Source organism: Streptomyces rishiriensis (assembly GCF_030815485.1).
Classification (GTDB): domain Bacteria; phylum Actinomycetota; class Actinomycetes; order Streptomycetales; family Streptomycetaceae; genus Streptomyces; species Streptomyces rishiriensis_A.
In genome coordinates, this window is record NZ_JAUSWV010000002.1 from 1,919,021 (window position 1) to 1,935,913 (window position 16,893).

Consider the following 16,893-nt stretch of genomic DNA (forward strand, 5'->3'; position numbering starts at 1 on the left):
CGGCCGCCGTTCCCTCACGCCGCCAGTGTCCCGGGTTTCACCGCTCCCGGCCCGAACTTCGCCCGCACCCGGTCGGCCACCTCCTCGATCCGGCGGACCTTCTCGTCCACGGGATCGAAGGTGAGCTGGTGGGAGGCCTGGTCGGCGGGGCCGAGGGCCTCGGCGCGCAGGGCGATCGCCCGGACCCGGGCACGCTGGAGACCGAAGGCCTCGTACAGGCCGTACGCCGTTCTCGTCAGGACCGCCGAGTGCGCGGTCGGCTCCTCGAGGGTGCGGCTGCGAGTGGTGGACGAGCGGTCGGCGTAGCGCACGGTGAGAGTCAGGGTGCGGCAGACCTTCTCCACGGCACGCAGCCGGGCGCCCAGTTCCCCGGCGGCCGAGAGGAGCGCGCGGCGATGCCGGTCGGGGTCCAGCTCGTCTCGTCCGAAGGGGCGTTCGGTGGCCAGTGACCGGGACACGGCGTTCGGTACGACCCGGCCGCGGTCGACGCCGTTCGCCTTCTCGTGCAGTTCCCGGCCCGCCTTCGCACCGACCAGACGCTGGAGCGTGGACAGGGGTGCGGCGGCGACCCGGCCGAGGGTGTCGAGGCCGTACTCGCACAGGGTGCGGGCGGTCGCCGTACCGACACCGGGCAGCGCGACGACGGGCTTCTCTGCGAGGAACTCCCGCACCCCGCCCCCGGGGACCTCGCACGTCACTCCGGGCCGGGCGCCCCGCAGCGCCACGCGGGCCGCCATCGGGCCGGGACCCGCGCCGATCACACAGTCGACCCCGTGCAGCGCGAGCGCGCGCACTCTGATCACCGACGCCAGCTCGACCGCGCTGCGCCCGAAGTACCGTTCGGCGCCGCGCAGATCCGCCAGCGCCCCGTCCGGCGGCAGCGCCTGGACGACCGGAGTGAACTCCTCCAGCAGTCCGAGCAGCGCCGGCAGGGCCGCCTCGTCCGTCGAAGGCAGCTGGAAACGTACGCAGAGGATGGTCATCCCGCACTCCCCGGACTCTGGTGCCACAACTTCCTTCCCACCGCGGCTCCTTCACCCGCGGGGCGCAGATCGGCCCAGGGATGCATCTCGTACCCCGTGGACATGCGGATGCGACGCCGCTCCATCGCGTCCTGGGCGGCCGAGCCCGCCGGTGCGGGCAGCCCGTCCGAACCGGCGAGCCGGCTGCGCGCCGGGCCGTCGGCGTCCGCGTCGGGGGCGGCCGCATCAGGGGCGCCGCCGGGGCCGGCCAGCCGGGCCGCGACCCCTTCCAGTCCCTCGTCCCGGCGCACCTCGAGCAGTTCGGCGAGGTTCCAGGTGGCGGCGCCCACCACGCTGAAGCTGCGCGAGCCGCGCCGCTGCACCACCCCGCGCACCAGCAGCAGCCAGGAGTGGAAGACGGTGTGCGCGCAGGCGTCGTGGGAGTCGTCGAAGAAGGCGAGGTCGACCAGGCCGGTGCCGTCGTCCAGGGTGGTGAAGATGACCCGCTTGCCGGACCGGATCGGCGGGGTCTGGGTGGCCGCCTTGGCGCCCGCCACGAGGACCGTCTCACCGTGCCGGGTCTCGCGCAGCCGGCGCGCCGACACCACGCCCAGCTCGTCGAGGAAGCTCCGGTGGTCGTCCATCAGATGGCGCGAGGCGTCCATGGACAGCACGCCCAGTTCGGCGCTGAGCTTCTCGGCCGAGGACAGGTCCGGCAGCCCGGCCGGGGTGGTCTTCCGCCCGCCGGCCAGCGGGAGCTGGCCGCCGCCCGCGCCCCGGGCGCCCCGGTGCAGTTCGGTCAGGTGCAGCTGCAGATCACGCCGGTTGGCGCCGAACGCGTCCAGCGCGCCGACCTGCGCGAGCCGCGCGGCGAGCGGACGGCTCGGCCGTGCCCGTTCCCAGAAGTCCAGCAGCGAGGCGTACGGCTGCCCGTCCGCGATCCGTGCCGCCTCGGCCTCGGTGATGCCGTGCACGTCGGAGAGGGCGAGCCGCAGTCCCCAGACCCCCGGGCCGGGCCCTGGGCCGGACGGACCAGGCCCTGAGCCGCCGGACGGACCAGGCCCAGAATCAGACACCAGTTCGATCCGGTGGGCGACCGCCGACCTGTTCACGTCCAGCGGCAGCACCGGCACGCCCCGTCGCCGCGCGTCCGCCAGCAGCAGCCGCTTCGGGTACATCCCGGGGTCGTGGGTGAGCAGCCCGGCGTAGAAGGCGGCCGGGTGGTGCGCCTTCAGCCACGCCGACTGGTACGTCGGCACGGCGAAGGCGACCGCGTGCGCCTTGCAGAAGCCGTACGAGCCGAAGGCCTCGACGATCTCCCAGGTCCGCTGAATCGTTTCCGCGTCGTATCCACGGGCTGCCGCGTGCTGTGCGAACCACACCTTGATCCGCCCCTGCGACTCCGCGTCCGACAACCCGCGCCTGATCCGGTCCGCCTCACCGCGCCCGCAGCCGGTCATGACGGCGACGATGTCGATGATCTGCTCGTGGAAGACGACGACCCCGTAGGTGTCCCGCAGCGGCTCCTCCAGGTCCGGGTGCGGATACCGGACCGGCGCCCGCCCGTGCCGCGCCTCGATGAACGGCCGCACCATGTCGGCGGCGACCGGCCCGGGCCGGAAGAGGGAGATGTCGACGACGAGATCGTGGAAGGTGGCCGGCTGCAGGCGCCCCACCAGGTCACGCTGGCCCGGCGACTCGATCTGGAAGCACCCCAGCGTCTCGGTGGACCGGATGAGCCGATACGTCGCCGGGTCGCCGCCCTCCAACGTGTCCAGGTCGATCCGCTCCCCCGTCGCCCGCTCCACCTCGCCCACTGCGTGCGCCATCGCCGACTGCATCCGCACGCCCAGCACGTCCAGCTTGAGCAGCCCGAGGTCCTCGACGTCGTCCTTGTCGAACTGGGCCATGGGGAACCCCTCGCCGCTGGTCGGCATGACCGGCGTACGGGAGAGCAGGGAGGCGTCGGAGAGGAGCACCCCGCACGGATGCATGGCGACTCCGCGGGGCAGGGCGTCGAGGGCCTCGACCAGCTCCCAGAGCCGCCCGTACCGCTCCTTCTCGCCCGCCAGCGACCGGAGTTCGGGCAGTTCCTCCAGCGCCGCCCGGGCGTCGCGCGCCCGGATGTGCGGGAAGGACTTGGCGATGCGGTCGATGTCGGCCGGGTCCATGGACAGCGCCGCGCCGACGTCCCGGATGGCGTGGCGGACCCGGTACGTCTCCGGCATCGCGACCGTCGCGACCCGCTCGGTGCCGAACCGGCCCATGATCGCCCGGTAGACCTCCAGCCGGCGCGCGGACTCCACGTCGATGTCGATGTCGGGCAGCACGACCCGCTCCTTGGACAGGAAGCGCTCCATCAGCAGCCCGTGCTCGACCGGGTCGGCGTTGGCGATGCCGAGCAGGTGGTTCACCAGCGACCCCGCGCCGGAGCCGCGGGCCGCGACCCGGACACCCATCCCCCGCACGTCGTCCACGACCTGGGCGACCGTCAGGAAGTACGAGGCGAAGCCGTGGTGGGCGATGATGTCCAGCTCCCGGTGCATCCGCTCCCAGTAGGCGCGCTTCCCGGAGTGGCCGCGCAGCACCATCCCGGCCGCCGCCCGGGAGGCCAGCGTCCGCTGGGCGGTGCGACGGCCCGCGCCGACGAGATGCGGCTCGGGGAAGTGGACGGCGCCCATGCCGAGGTCGTCCTCGGGGTCGACCAGGCACTCGGCGGCCACCGCCCGCGTCTGTTCCAGCAGGTGGTGCGCGGTGTCGCGCCGGTATCCCGCGGCCTCGACGATCCGCTCGGCCACGCGCAGCATCGCATCGGCGTCCTTGAGCCAGGCCTCCCCGGAGTCCAGCCCCTTCGCCGGGTCGACCGGGACCAGCCGCCGGGCGGCGTCCAGGACGTCCGCGACCGGTCCCTGACCGGGGTCGGCGTACCGGACGGCATTGCTGAGGACGGGCCGGATCCGCTGTTCGGCGGCGAAACCGACGGTGCGGGCGGCCAGCCGCAGGGAACCGGGGCCGGTACCGGTGCGCCCGTGCCAGACGGCCTCCAGGCGCAGGGCGTCGCCGTACACCTCCCGCCAGGAGGTGAGGAGCCTCGCCGCACGGTCCGGCCGGCCCGCGGCGAGCGCGCGGCCGACGTCGGAGCCGGGGCCGAGCAGAACGGTCAGGCCCGCGCCGTGGTTCTCGGCCCAGGGCAGCGACGGGGTGCCCCCGCCCCCGTGCGCGGCCGTGACGATCCGGCACAGGTCGCCCCAGCCCCGGGCGCCGTCACGGGCGAGGAAGGTGACGCGGGGCGCCGACTCGTCGATGAAGGCGCCGCCGCGCACCGGGGTGCGGCGCCTGTCCCGTCGTACGGACGCGTCGCCCTGCGGCCGCTCGGGGGGCGCCACCGCCAGGTCCACTCCGAACAGCGGGCGCACGCCCGCCTTCGCGCAGGCCTTGGCGAAGCGCACCGAGCCGGCGAGGGTGTCGCGGTCGGTGAGGGCGAGGACGTCCATCCCCCGCTCCGAGGCGCGCTCGGCCAGTCGCTCCGGGTGCGAGGCGCCGTAGCGCAGGGAGAACCCGGAGGCGGTGTGCAGATGCGTGAATCCCGGCATCCGCACCTCCTAAATCGAACATAAGTTCCCAGCTTTCCCACCCCCACCATAGACCAATTCCCGAACATCTGTACGACAACCGTTCGGGCGCTCCCCACCTGCGGAAACACCCCGCACCCCGGCCTGCGGGGACATGACACCGACCCCGTGAAACACGTGTCAGGAACGCGTAAAGTCCCGGCCCCTCGCGCGCGGGGCGGGACTTTCGGTTGCTCGGAGGGTGGCTACGGGAGTGCTGCGGGAGCCCGTCAGCCGATCTGCGTTCCCGTCGCCGACAGCGCCTCCGTCACCGGCTGGAAGAACGTCTCCCCGCCGGAGGTGCAGTCGCCGCTGCCGCCCGAGGTCAGACCTACCGCACTGCTCCCCGAGAAGAGGGAGCCGCCGCTGTCGCCGGGCTCGGCGCAGACGTCGGTCTGGATGAGGCCGTTGACGATGTCACCGTTGCCGTAGTTCACCGTGGCGTCCAGACCGGTGACCGTGCCGGAGTGCACCTGGGTGGTCGAGCCGCTGCGGGTGACCTTCATGCCGACGGTGGCCTCGGCGGCGCCGGTGATCTGCTGGGCCGAGCCGTCGTAGAGGTCGACCTCGCTCGGGTGGGCGACCTCGGCGGTGTACTTGACCAGGCCGTAGTCGTTGTCCGGGAAGCTGGACACCTCGTTGGCGCCGATCTCGGCGCCGGAGGGGTCCGACCAGGTGGAGATCGCGTCGGTGCAGTGCCCGGCGGTCAGGAAGTACGGCTCGCCCCCCTTGACCACGTTGAAGCCGAGGGAGCAGCGCCCGGTGCCGCCGGTGATGGCGTCGCCGCCGGCGATGAAGGGCTTGAACTCCCCCTTGATGCGCTGCAGTTCGGCCACCTGACCGAGCCCGTCGACGACCTTGGCGAGCTTGGCCCAAGCGGCGTCGGAGACGGTGCGGTCGGCGGTGACGACGACCTTGTTGGTGGTCGGATCGGTCACCCAGGCGGTGCCCGGGACGGACGCGTCCGTCTTGAGCGTCGTCCGGGCGCCGGCCAGTTCGGCGAGGGAGTTCTCGACGATTCTGGCCTTGGCGCCGGCCGCCTCGACGGTCTTCGCGGCGACCGCGTCGAGGACGTTCACCACGAGGCTCTTGCTCTTCGCGTCGTAGTACGTGCCCGCCGCGTCGGCGCCGAGGTCCCGACCGAGCGTCGAGGCGAGCTTTCCGGCCGCGAGGGCCGAGAGGGGGGCGGGCTGCGAGGTCTTCGCAGGCTCACTGGCGTTCGCAGTCTGGAAGGTGACTCCGGCTGCGACGAGCGCGGCGATACCCGCGCCCGCCATGACCATCCGCCGCCCGGGTATGCGTCGGTGCTTCAACTCGCGTCCTCCTGTGGGGGGTCGGCCCGGGCGGTCATGGGGGACGGCTCCGGGCCGGAAGGCTGGTTGACGGGCGCCCACTCTTCCGAACCGCACAGGGAGCACACAAGGTCGACTTCAGGACGCGCACAGGGTGAACACCGCGCGCCCGCTGCGCCTTCACCACCCCGGGCCGCCCCCCGGCCACCACAGGAGAATTCGCACTGCAAACGCTACGGGTGAGTAACCCCTTACACGGGGGTGAGGTCTATACCTGACCGGAACCCGCCCCCGCTGCGGGCGGCGGAGGTGGGGATGTCGTCGGGGGTGTGGAGGACGTCGGGGGAAGCGGTTGCTGCTGGGCCCGCTCCAGGAACCTCAGCAGTTCCACCGGGAACGGCAGCACGAGGGTGGAGTTCTTCTCGGCGGCGACCGCCACCACCGTCTGGAGCAGCCGCAGCTGGAGCGCGGCGGGCTGCTCGGACATCTCCTTCGCGGCCTCGGCGAGCTTCTTCGAGGCCTGGAGCTCGGCGTCGGCGTTGATGATCCGGGCCCGCCGCTCACGGTCGGCCTCGGCCTGCCGGGCCATCGAGCGCTTCATCGTCTCGGGCAGGGACACGTCCTTGATCTCCACCCGGTCGATGGTGACGCCCCACTCCACGGCCGGACTGTCGATCATCAACTCCAGTCCCTGGTTGAGCTTTTCGCGGTCGGACAGCAGATCGTCCAGATCGCTCTTGCCGATGATGGACCGCAGGGAGGTCTGCGCCATCTGCGAGACGGCGAACCGGTAGTCCTCCACCCGTATGACCGCCTCGGCCGGCGAGGTCACCTTGAAGTAGACGACGGCGTCCACGCGCACCGTGACGTTGTCCCGGGTGATGCCCTCCTGCCCGGGCACCGGCATCGTGACGATCTGCATGTTGACCTTCCGGAGCCGGTCGATGCCCGGGAGGATCAGGGTGAGCCCCGGACCGCGCACCTCGGGCCGGAGCTTCCCGAGCCGGAGGACCACGCCCCGCTCGTACTGCTTGACCACCCGCGCCGCAGCCGCCACGTACACCGCTCCGGCGGACACCAGCGCGACGCCCGCCACCATCAGCTCCTCGACCATTGCCGGCCCCCAGGGGTCCAGAGCACTGCCCGCGCATCACTGCCTGTACCTCGACGGTAACCCCGTCCTCGGGGCAAGGGCGAGCCCCCGCACGCCGGTTGCGTACGGGGGCTCGCCTGCGATCGGCCACAGGCCAGGTGGAGCGGTCCCGCGCGAGGGCTTCTGTGGGGGGGCTCCCGCGTCAGGTTCTCCGCGTGAGGGTCAGAAGACGCTGACGCCGTAGCGGCTCAGGGCCTCGGTCACGGGCTGGAAGAAGGTCGTACCGCCCGAGGTGCAGTTGCCGCTGCCGCCGGAGGTCAGACCGAGCGCCACACCGCCGGAGGTGTAGAGCGCTCCGCCGGAGTCACCGCCCTCGGCGCAGACGTTGGTCTGGATCATCTGGTAGACCACGTCGCCGCTGCCGTAGTTGACCGTGGCGTTGAGAGCGGTCACGCGGCCGGTGTGGATACCGGTCGTGGAGCCGTCCCGGATGACCGACTGGCCGACGGTGGCGTTGCCTGCGCTGGTGATGTCGGTGTTGCCCGCGGTGCCCGCCTTGGCGACCGAGGTGTTGGTGTAGCGGACCAGCGCGTAGTCGTTGGTCGGGAAGCTGTAGCCGCTGTTCGTGCCCAGCACGGTGGTCTGACCGGAGTTGGAGTACCAGGTCGAGGCGACCTCGCCGCAGTGCCCGGCGGTCAGGAAGTAGTAGGTGCTCCCGCTGACGACGTTGAAGCCGAGCGAGCAGCGGTAGCCGCCGCCGTAGATGGCGTCGCCCCCGCCGATCAGCTTGTTGAACTTGCCCGGGGTGTGCTTGATCGTGAGCGCGCCGGCGTTGCTGCCCGCCTGCTCCTTGATCTGCGCGATCTCGGCGTCCGAGACCGTGCTGTCGACGGTGACCAGGAGGCGGTTGGTCTTGCTGTCGACCGCCCAGGCGGTGCCCGGGATGTCCGCCTGGAGCACCGAGTCGCCGGCGCTCTTCAGTTCGGCGGTGCTGAAGGTGGCGGTGTCGGCCGCGCTCGCGTGGGGGATGGCGATGGCGGCGGCGGCCACGAGTCCGGTGGCGACGGCGGTCAGCCGGGTCCGTCTCGAGATGCCGCTCGTGGGGGTGGTGGGGGTGGTGCGCTTGATCCTCACGTTTCGTTCCCTCCCAGGGGAAGTCGGGGGCCCGTGGTGTGGGGTCGGGGCCCGTGAGGCGCAGCCAGGGACCGACGTTCGTCCGGATTCCGAACACGCCGTGACCCTGACAAGCGCTGAGGGGGAGTATTCGGCCGAACGGCCGGTCGGCGCAAGGGCGCCTTTCGGCCGTCAGACCTTCAACGAACTGCGTGAGTTGAGCCCTCTTGCAGCCTCTTGCCCCAGCTCAGACCAGGTTGCGCTCCCCTGCCTCGACCGCCACGTCCTATGTGTTCCCCGGTGGCGGGCAGGGGCGGGGGAAAGCATCCACAAGGCGCACGGAGGCAGTACGGCCCGATCGGAGCCGCCCGTCGCGCGTCCGTCCCCGCCGGGTGCGCCGGAGTACGGCTTTCCGTGCCCGGTCAGCCCACCGGAGCCGGCCGTCGCGAGTGCCACGGCGGCCTCTTCGGTCCCCCGGGTCCCGGAGGTGTCCGGAAGTCGACCCTCCGGATAGTCCTGGGGCCGGGGCCCCCGGGCCGCTTCAGGTGCCGGGGGAAGGTGTGGTCCGCCCGTCCCCCGCCGGGACGGGCAGACCGAGGTGGGAGCGCAAGGTGTGTCCCTCGTATTCCGTACGGAACACGCCGCGCTCCTGAAGCAGCGGCACCACCCGGTCGACGAACTCGTCGAGCCCGTCGGGTGTGAGTTGCGGGACGAGGACGAAGCCGTCGGCGGCGCCCTCGCGCACGAACTCCGCCAGCTCGGCGGCGACCGCCTCGGGCGTGCCGATGAAGGACTGCCGGGCGCTCGTCTCGATCACGGTCTGCCGGATGGAGAGTCCCTTCTCCTTCGACAGCGCACGCAGCTTCCCGGCCGTCGCGACGGCGTCGCCGTGCCGGGCGAGGTCCCGCGTGAGCCTCGGGTCGGCCACCGGGTCGAACTCGGGCAGCGGCCCGTCGGGGTCGTACGCCGACAGGTCGACGCCCCAGAGCCGCTCCAGGACGAGGACGGCGCGCTGGGGGGAGATCAGCCGCCGTCTGATCGTGGCGGCCCGCTCCTGCGCCTCGGCGGCGGTGTCCCCGAGGACGACGGTGACGCCGGGCATGATCTTCAGATCGGCGGCGGTACGGCCGTACTTGGCCAGCCGTCCCTTGACGTCGGCGTAGAAGGCGCGCCCGGCCTCCAGCGTGCCGTGCGGCGCGAGGACGACGTCCGCGGTGGCGGCCGCGCACTCCCGGGCCTCCCCGGAGCGTCCTGTTCGGATCACCACCGGGTGCCCCTGCGGCGGGCGCGGCACCGTGAACTCCCCGGCGATGTCGAAGTGCCGGCCCTGGTGCGCGAACGGCTGGGACGCCCCGTCCGGTGTCCAGGAGTCCCACAGCCTTCTCGCGGTGGCGATGAACTCGGCGGCCCGCGGGTACCGCTCGGCGCGCTCGAGGTAGTCCCCCCGGCGGAAGTTCTCGCCGGTGGAGGCGTGCGCGGAGGCCGCCACCCGCCAGGCCGCCCGGCCGCCGCTGAGATGGTCCAGGGTGGCCAGTCGGCGGGCGAGTTCGAACGGCTCGTGGAAAGTGGTGTCGGCCGTGGCGGCCAGCCCCAGGCGTTCGGTCACGGCGGCGAGCGCGTTGAGGACGGTGAGCGGCTCGGGGCGGCCGGCCACGTCCCGGTCGTGGACGGGGCCCTGCTGTTCGCGCGGCCGCGGCCCCTCGGCGAGCAGCAGGAAGTCGAACAGACCGCGCTCGGCGGTCCGGGCGAGGTGCTCGAAGGAGGAGAACTCGATCGGCGACCCGGCGGCGGGGCCGGTCCAGACGGTGGTGGTGTCGGCGTCGGGGAAGCAGGCGGCCAGGTGGCAGTGCGCGCCGGGCGGCCTCGGGCCTCGTGGTCTCCGTCCGCTCATGCCGCTCCCCCTTGGTACCGGTTGGCGGGCCGGGCCAGCCCCAGGTGCTCGCGGAGCGTGCTGCCCGGGTAGAAGGTGCGGAACAGCCCGCGGTGCTGGAGCAGCGCCACCGTGCCGTTGACCAGCCGCTCCAGATCGCGGCGCGGTTCGACGGGGACGAGGTGGAAGCCGTCGGCGGTGCCGTCCTTGTACCAGGAGGCGATCAGGTCGGCGAGGTCGACGGGGCCGCCCCGGTAGAGCGGGCCCTGCGCGGTCTGCCGGGGGCCGCCTCCGCCGTGGCCGGGTTCGGCGGCGTGCTCGCCGTCTCCGAGGTCGATCAGCAGACTCACCAGGACGAGCAGGGAGTTCGGGTCGCGCCCGGCCCCGGCCGCGTCGGCCCGCAGTCCGTCGCGCAGGGTGCGGGCCCGGGCGGGGCTCACCGCCCGGATCAGGGCCACGTCGGCGTGACGGGCGGCGGCGGACCGGGCGGGCTCCTCGGTGGCGTCGACCACGCGCACGGGGTGGCCCTGCGGAGGTCTGGGCAGGAGCGAGGGGCCCCGGACCGAGAAGTCCGCGCCGCTGAAGTCAACGTGGTGCAGCCTGTCGCGGTCGAGGAAACGGCCGGTCGGCGCATCCCGTGTCGCGGCGCCGTCCTCCCAGCTGTCCCACAACCTCGCCGCCACGTCGGCGACTTCACCGGCCTCCCGCCACAGCGCGTCCGGCGGTGCGGAGTGCCGGCGGCCGAAGAGCCGGGCCTCCCCCTCCGTGCCGGAGACGTCGATCCGCCAGCCGGCCCGGCCCCGGCTGACCCAGTCGAGGGTGGCGACCGTGGCCTGGACGTGGAAGGGCTCGGTGTGGGTGGTGGTGAGGGTGGGCACCAGTCCGACGCGCCGCGTGGCGGGCGCCACCCGGGACAGCACGGCCGACGCGTCGGGCCCTGGACGGGCGAAGGTGTCGTCCAGCGTCACGAAGTCGAGCCCGCCCCGTTCGGCGAGCCGCGCCAGCTCGACGTAGGGGCCGGCGTCGTACACCCCCGGCCGGTCGACGGCGGCCGCCAGATGCAGCGGGCCCCGGCCGTGCGATGAGGTCATGGGGGAGAACCCTTTCTTCCGTGACGCTTCGACAGGGAGCGGTTCATCCGACGGCATCGGCGCCCAGATCCCGCAGGAACACCAGGGCGGCCCGGGCGGTGGCGTCGTTCTGCCGGAACGCGGGGCCGCCGGTGCGCGGCCGGGTGAACGCGCCCGAGGCACGGCCGTCGGTGTGCGGCCCGAGCGCGAAACGCCGTGGGTGCGGCCGGCCGTCCCGGTCCAGCACCCGCCCGTCGACCCGGTCCACCCGCAGCAGCCCGTCCGGGGTCTCGCCGGCGCCGTCGGCGTGCAGCCGCCGCACCAGCGGGTCGAGGGCGCGCCGGAGCGTCGGCTCCGGCAGCCGGGCCTCCACCAGCGCCCGCGCCTCGACCGAGAACCCCGGCACGGTGGCGCTCGACGCCTGGAACACCCCGTCCCGCGCGCGTACGGCCATGTCGGCGCCGACGAACTTCAGCACGCCCGCCCGGGACAGCGCGAGCAGCTGTCTCAGCCGGGGGCCCGGCGGCCCCGAGGCGAGGTAGCTGAAGAACCCGTGCCACCAGGAGCCGATGTCGCCGAGCCGGACCAGCTGTCCGTAGACGGACAGCAGTCCCAGGAAGACGGCCAGGTCCGTGCTGTGCGCCGCGTCGTGGCGGCGGCTCAGGTCGCTCTCCACATAGCCGCGCAGCCCTTCCTGGAACTCCTCGAAGGACCCGTACGTCACCGCGTCCAACGGCCGGTCCAGCGCGGCCAGGTCGAGCCGGTCCCGCGGATCGGGCACGGCGGACGCCACCAGGGCCTCCCGTTCGGCGCCCTCGGACGCGGCCTCGTACTTCTCCTCGAAGTCGGTCCAGGCGATCGCGGTCCGCTCGGCGTGGACCGTGAACAGCCGGTGGTAGTGGGCGAACCCCAGCTCCTTCTCCACCAGCGGCCAGACATCCCGCCGGAAGTCGAAGCCCCCGGGCCGCGCGAGCAGCCCGTCGATCTCGGCGGGCCCCAGGAACCGGGGCAGCGGCGGCCGCTCACCGGTCCAGTCGTAGCCGATCTTCGAGTGGTACGGCACTCCGCGCCGCGAGCCGACGTACAGCACCGGTTCCCGCCCCGAAGGCACATAGGCGTCCCCCTCGTACCGACCGCCGCGGCCCTCGGTGAGCAGCACCATGAGGTCGACGAAGGCGAGCCCGAAGCCACGCACCAGCACGGGTTCGCCGGCCGGCAGGGCGGACAGGTCGCTGTCGGCCGTGAAGTCGGGCGGCAGATGGACGAGCCCGTGCTCCCTCGCGTAGGCCGCCAAGCCGTTCTGCTCCTCGTCGAGTTCGGCGTCCAGGTGGCCGAGGGCCAGGACGACGAGGTCGGCGGGCAGGGGCTGGGCGCGGCCTTCCAGCCAGACCCGCTGGCGTCCCGCGCGGGGGCCGCTCACCCGCAGAGCGCGCCTCGGGTGGTGATGGACGGTGATCTCGGGAGGCAGGGCGGCGACCGCCTGCTCGTGCACCCAGCGCAGATAGGAGCCCTGGAGCTGCCGGTCGGCGAAGGTACGCCCGTCGATGCCGGCCCATTCGTGCAGCGTCGGGCCGGGTCGCACCGGCCCGGCCATCTCCACCGTCTCGTCGGTGAACATGGTGACGTCCTCGGCGTGCGAGTTCATCCACAGCAGCGGCGACTGGGCGGCGCGCCATATGCGTCCGGCGCCGGGCGGATGCGGGTCGACGAGATGGATGTCGAGCCGCGAACCGCCGTACAGCTCGGGCGCGTTGGCGGCGATCCGCTCGATGAGGCCGGTTCCCCGCGGCCCGGCCCCGACGATCACAAGGGTGGCGGGCGCTTCGGGGTCGAGGGTTTCGGAAGGCATGCGAAGGCTCCGTGACAGCTGGGATGGAACACGGGTAGGTGCCTTCACACACCGGATGGGGCGCGCCGCGCGGCGCAGATACGGCCGAGCCCCTCAGCAGGGCCGTGCAGCGAGAGTACGTGGGGGTTTCCGCTCACTGTCAAGGCCGTCCACACTGTGAGCGGTACGTCTCAAGTCGGTTGACGCGTAACCGGAGACCTGTTCCACTTGGCCCATGCATCCGCAGCAGTGGCTGGTCACCCGCTCCCACATCGACTTCGGTCGCGTGTGGTCCTGTTCCTGTTGAGCTGACCCACTGCGGCCCCCGCTCCCGGGGCGCCCCTCTCGCGTTTCTCCCCTCCCCCAGCTCCGCCTTCACACGCGCGCCCCCCCTCGACACGCGCCTTTTCCACCGTTTTCGCCGCACCTCACGCCTGTCCTCACGGCGATCAGCGCACCACGACCACCTTCCGCCCCGGAACGGCGCGGAAGGCCACCACCCGATCCGCCAACACCCCCAGCACGTCCCGCACGGAGTCGCGCTCACGCGCGTCGCACTCCAGCACGGGCACCTCGGCGTTCAGCCCCGACGCCGTCCCCGCCACGCCCGGTTGGACGAACGGCACGCCCTGCGCCTCGAAGCAGCCGACGGCCGGGGAGCACTCCTCGATCCGCCGGGTGTCCGCGAGGACCACCGCTCCGAGCGCGCCCTCCACCAGTTCGTCCCACGGGAAGGAGCACCGGTCCTGTCCGGGCGTGCCGAACAGGTGCAGCGCGATGGACGGGCCGAGCGTGATCCTCGCTCACCGCGGCGCCCCGCACGGGGCGCCGGACACACCGAAGGTGAGGTCGCGTCAGCAGGAACAGTCGCAGGAGCAGCACTCGCAGCACTCACAGCACTCACAGCCGTCGCAGCAGTCGCAGCCGTCGCGGCACCAGCCCTCCCGCTTCTTCCGCGACCAGGGTCCCTCGAACTCGTCGGCGCAGCACGCCTTGCACGTACAGCACAGCCCGATCGCCACCGCGCACCCGGCCCAGAAGCCCCGCTTCCCCGGCCGCGGCGGCTCGCCGCCGAAGGGATTGCCCCCGTAAGGGTTGCCGGGCGCGTGCGGGTCCACCGGACCCCGGGGGGCGTAGGGGCCGGTCGGCGGCCCGAAGGAGCCCTGCGGCGCGTGCGCGTGCCCGCACGACTCCGTCCCGAACGCCCGGTCCACCGACCGTTCCAGTTCGTGCGCCAGCAGCAGATGCGCGAGCCTGCCGTCCTCGAACTCGACGTCGCGCAGCGCGAGCCGGATGCCGTGCAGGGCGTCGTCGGCGAGCCGGCGGGCCTCGGTGAGCGGGGTGCCGGTGGCCGTCAGCGGGTTCCAGGCGCCGGCCGCCGCGTCGGACTCCCGGTCCTCGACCGCGTCCAGCAGATGTGCCAGCCGTCCGAAGAGGCGGCCGGCCTCGGCCAGCGGGGCGGCGTTGCCCGGCCGGCCCGCCAGGACCGCGGTGTGCGCGAAGGCGGCGGCGGTGGCGGTCTCGGTCGGCTCGGTGACGGCGCGCAGCGGGGTGCCGAGCCCGGCGAGCGCCTCGATGCCGACCTGCCGGTCCACGGCGTCGACGAGGACGGCGGTGTCGAACCCGACGGCGGCCCCGCCGCGTTCCCCGGCCCGCCCCCAGCTCTCGGCGACCCTGCGCGCGGCGACGGCGACGGGCCGCCGCGCCAGCAGCCCGTCCCCGTCGGCGACGTGGTCGCGCACCTTGGCCGAGGCGAGCACCAGTGAGACGGCGGCCGCGAGCCGGGCGCCCTCGCCCTGGGCGACGGACGCGGTGCGCATCCCGCGCAGCGGGCACGGTCCCGCCTTCCGCCGCCGTCCGTCGGCCGTGACCCGGGGGGCCTGAGCCTCCGTCAGCACCGATATGAGCAGCCCGTCGTAATTGGTGACGACCCGCGCGAACTGCCCGTGGTCACCGCGCAGCGCGAGACACAGCCCGCACAGGTGGGCCATCCACTGGGTCCTGAGACCTTCTCCGAGCCGGTGACTGCACGGCCTGACGATTCCGAACACGACAACCCCCGTCGTCCTTGCGTCCTTGGGACATTGAGCTGCGGCATGCTATCGGCCGATTGTCATGCCGGATCGGGGGCACTCGGTTCACCCGGACGCACCGTGCGTCACTCGTTCGCCACGAAGAATCATATTTCACTCACAGTCAGCAGCCGTATGCGGTACGACCCTTGGGAGACGCGGGCTCTCGACGGATGCGCTGTGCACCAGTACCGTCACAAACCCCCCGCGCGGCGTCTATCCACTTGGCGCGACATCCGCATCATGGACGACCATGGGGAATGCGGAAAGCAGAAAGACCGCTGTGAGAGGAGGCGTCCATGGGATCGGTGCGCAAGGCGAGTGCCTGGCTTGGCCTCGTCGACGACAACGATGACGAGCGTTACTACGACGACGACTATTCCGAGGGGACCGACTCCGGGGACGCCTGGGTCACCGACCCCCGCGTGAAGGTGGCGACGGACACGGCCGAGGAGAAGGGCCGCCGCATCGGCACCGTCACCCCGGACAGCTTCCGGGACGCGCGGGCGATCGGCGAACTGTTCCGCGAGGGTGTGCCGGTCATCATGAACCTCACGGCCATGGAGCCCGGCGACGCCAAGCGCGTCGTCGACTTCGCGGCCGGGCTGATCTTCGGCCTGCGGGGTTCGATCGAGCGGGTGTCCACCCGGGTGTTCCTGCTGTCCCCCGCCAACACGGAGATCGTGAACGGAGACCCGTCCGCGCATCGGACGGACGGTTTCTTCAACCAGAGCTGAGGCAGGGCCGCTCACCGGCCCTGCCTCGGCCCCCGGGCCGGGTCAGCGGAAGGCGTCGAGTCCGGTGAGCGCCTTGCCCAGCACGAGCTGGTGCATCTCGACGGTGCCCTCGTAGGTGAGCACCGACTCGAGGTTGGTGGCGTGCCGCATGACCGGGTACTCGAGCGAGATCCCGTTGGCGCCGAGGATCGTCCGTGCGGTCCGGCAGATCTCGATCGCTTCCCGTACGTTGTTGAGCTTGCCGAAGCTGACCTGCTCGGGACGCAGCCGGCCGGCGTCCATGCGCCGCCCCAGGTGATGGGCGAGCAGAATCCCCTTGTGCAGCTCGACCGCCATGTCGGCGAGCTTGGCCTGGGTGAGCTGGAACCCCCCGATGGGCCGCCCGAACTGCTCACGCGTCTTCGCGTACGCGACGGCGGTCTCGAAGCAGGAGCGCGCCGCTCCCATCGCGCCCCACACGATGCCGTAGCGCGCGTGGGACAGACAGCTGAGCGGTCCGCGCAGCCCGGTGACCTCCGGCAGGACGGCGTCCGCGGGCAGCCGCACGTCGTCGAGCACGAGTTCGCTGGTCACGCTCGCCCGCAGGGACCACTTGTGCTTGATCTCCGGTGCGGAGAACCCCGGAGCGTCGGTGGGCACGACGAACCCGCGGATCCCCTCGTCGCTCTGCGCCCAGACGACGGCCACCCCGGCGACGGATCCGTTGGTGATCCACATCTTGCGGCCGTTGAGCACCCAGTCGGAGCCGTCCCGCTTGGCGTGCGTCCGCATGCCGGCCGGGTCCGAGCCGTGATCGGGTTCGGTGAGCCCGAAGCACCCGATGATCTCGCCCGCGGCCATCCCCGGCAGCCAGGTCTGCTTCTGCTCCTCGCTGCCGAAGCGGTGCAGGGCGTACATGGCGAGGGAGCCCTGCACGGAGACGAGGGACCGGATGCCGGAGTCGGCGGCTTCGAGTTCGAGACAGGCGAGGCCGTACTGCACGGCACTGGCGCCGGCGCATCCGTATCCGCTGAGCGACATCCCGAGCGCCCCGACGGCGCCGAGCTCGCGCGCGAGCTCCCGGATGCCCGGCAGCTCCCCGCGCTCGTACCAGTCGGCGATCCGGGGCAGCACCCGGTCCGCGGCCCAGCTCCGCACGGTGTCACGGATCGCGAGATCCTCCGGCTCCAGCAGATCGTCGATCCCCAGGGGATCGGCGGGGTCGAAGGGCGGCAACGTCGAGGACGCGGACATGAGAGAGCCTCC

At 72.7% G+C, this 16,893-nt stretch carries 12 protein-coding genes; 1 reads left to right on the forward strand and 11 read right to left on the reverse strand.

Annotated elements, in window-relative coordinates:
- Window positions 1-14 precede the first annotated feature (14 nt).
- The 10 genes from QF030_RS11000 to QF030_RS11045 form a co-directional block, all read right to left on the reverse strand.
- Window positions 15-983 carry a DNA polymerase Y family protein gene (locus tag QF030_RS11000; RefSeq protein WP_307162469.1) on the reverse strand — a complete coding sequence of 323 codons (969 nt, stop codon included), beginning with the start codon at window positions 981-983 and terminating at the stop codon, window positions 15-17.
- Entirely contained in the window at window positions 980-4,555 is a 3,576-nt protein-coding gene (locus QF030_RS11005) for a DNA polymerase III subunit alpha (protein WP_307162470.1), read from the reverse strand. The genes QF030_RS11000 and QF030_RS11005 overlap by 4 nt, the downstream gene beginning before the upstream one ends.
- A 248-nt stretch (window positions 4,556-4,803) precedes the next feature.
- Window positions 4,804-5,886, reverse strand: a complete 1,083-nt coding sequence (locus QF030_RS11010; RefSeq protein WP_307162471.1) for a S1 family peptidase — start codon at window positions 5,884-5,886, stop codon at window positions 4,804-4,806.
- Window positions 5,887-6,133: 247 nt separating this feature from the next.
- Window positions 6,134-6,979 carry a slipin family protein gene (locus QF030_RS11015; protein WP_307162472.1) on the reverse strand — a complete coding sequence of 282 codons (846 nt, stop codon included), beginning with the start codon at window positions 6,977-6,979 and terminating at the stop codon, window positions 6,134-6,136.
- Window positions 6,980-7,180: 201 nt separating this feature from the next.
- Window positions 7,181-8,092, reverse strand: a complete 912-nt coding sequence (locus QF030_RS11020; protein WP_307162473.1) for a S1 family peptidase — start codon at window positions 8,090-8,092, stop codon at window positions 7,181-7,183.
- Window positions 8,093-8,612: 520 nt separating this feature from the next.
- Window positions 8,613-9,962, reverse strand: coding sequence for an NtaA/DmoA family FMN-dependent monooxygenase (locus tag QF030_RS11025; RefSeq protein ID WP_307162474.1), 1,350 nt, complete (start codon window positions 9,960-9,962; stop codon window positions 8,613-8,615).
- Window positions 9,959-11,032, reverse strand: a complete 1,074-nt coding sequence (locus QF030_RS11030; protein ID WP_307162475.1) for an LLM class flavin-dependent oxidoreductase — start codon at window positions 11,030-11,032, stop codon at window positions 9,959-9,961. Before QF030_RS11030 ends, QF030_RS11025 begins: the two co-directional genes overlap by 4 nt.
- A gap of 43 nt (window positions 11,033-11,075) precedes the next feature.
- Window positions 11,076-12,860: an FAD/NAD(P)-binding protein gene (locus tag QF030_RS11035; RefSeq protein ID WP_307162476.1), complete on the reverse strand. Its 1,785-nt coding sequence runs from the start codon at window positions 12,858-12,860 to the stop codon at window positions 11,076-11,078.
- 428 nt (window positions 12,861-13,288) lie between these two features.
- Window positions 13,289-13,636 carry an ATP/GTP-binding protein gene (locus QF030_RS11040; RefSeq protein ID WP_373428887.1) on the reverse strand — a complete coding sequence of 116 codons (348 nt, stop codon included), beginning with the start codon at window positions 13,634-13,636 and terminating at the stop codon, window positions 13,289-13,291.
- A 57-nt stretch (window positions 13,637-13,693) separates the two neighbouring features.
- Window positions 13,694-14,890 carry a DUF5685 family protein gene (locus tag QF030_RS11045; protein WP_307162477.1) on the reverse strand — a complete coding sequence of 399 codons (1,197 nt, stop codon included), beginning with the start codon at window positions 14,888-14,890 and terminating at the stop codon, window positions 13,694-13,696.
- Between the two features lie 320 nt (window positions 14,891-15,210).
- Between QF030_RS11045 and QF030_RS11050 the strand changes: the two genes are divergently transcribed.
- On the forward strand, window positions 15,211-15,648 hold the full coding sequence (locus QF030_RS11050) for a cell division protein SepF (protein ID WP_307162478.1): 438 nt from the start codon (window positions 15,211-15,213) through the stop codon (window positions 15,646-15,648).
- Between the two features lie 42 nt (window positions 15,649-15,690).
- Here the strand turns inward: QF030_RS11050 and QF030_RS11055 are convergent, their stop codons facing one another.
- Complete coding sequence (locus QF030_RS11055) at window positions 15,691-16,881, reverse strand: acyl-CoA dehydrogenase family protein (protein ID WP_307162479.1); 1,191 nt, start codon at window positions 16,879-16,881, stop codon at window positions 15,691-15,693.
- Window positions 16,882-16,893: the final 12 nt, after the last annotated feature.

Excerpts from the sequence above, each read along its gene's own strand:
- QF030_RS11055 (WP_307162479.1), bottom strand. The coding sequence starts at position 16,881 with ATGTCCGCGTCCTCGACGTTGCCGCCCTTCGACCCCGCCGATCCCCTG.
- QF030_RS11000 (WP_307162469.1), bottom strand. The coding sequence starts at position 983 with ATGACCATCCTCTGCGTACGTTTCCAGCTGCCTTCGACGGACGAGGCG.
- QF030_RS11015 (WP_307162472.1), bottom strand. The coding sequence starts at position 6,979 with ATGGTCGAGGAGCTGATGGTGGCGGGCGTCGCGCTGGTGTCCGCCGGA.
- QF030_RS11050 (WP_307162478.1), top strand. The coding sequence starts at position 15,211 with ATGGGATCGGTGCGCAAGGCGAGTGCCTGGCTTGGCCTCGTCGACGAC.
- QF030_RS11035 (WP_307162476.1), bottom strand. The coding sequence starts at position 12,860 with ATGCCTTCCGAAACCCTCGACCCCGAAGCGCCCGCCACCCTTGTGATC.
- QF030_RS11005 (WP_307162470.1), bottom strand. The coding sequence starts at position 4,555 with ATGCCGGGATTCACGCATCTGCACACCGCCTCCGGGTTCTCCCTGCGC.
- QF030_RS11030 (WP_307162475.1), bottom strand. The coding sequence starts at position 11,032 with ATGACCTCATCGCACGGCCGGGGCCCGCTGCATCTGGCGGCCGCCGTC.
- QF030_RS11025 (WP_307162474.1), bottom strand. The coding sequence starts at position 9,962 with ATGAGCGGACGGAGACCACGAGGCCCGAGGCCGCCCGGCGCGCACTGC.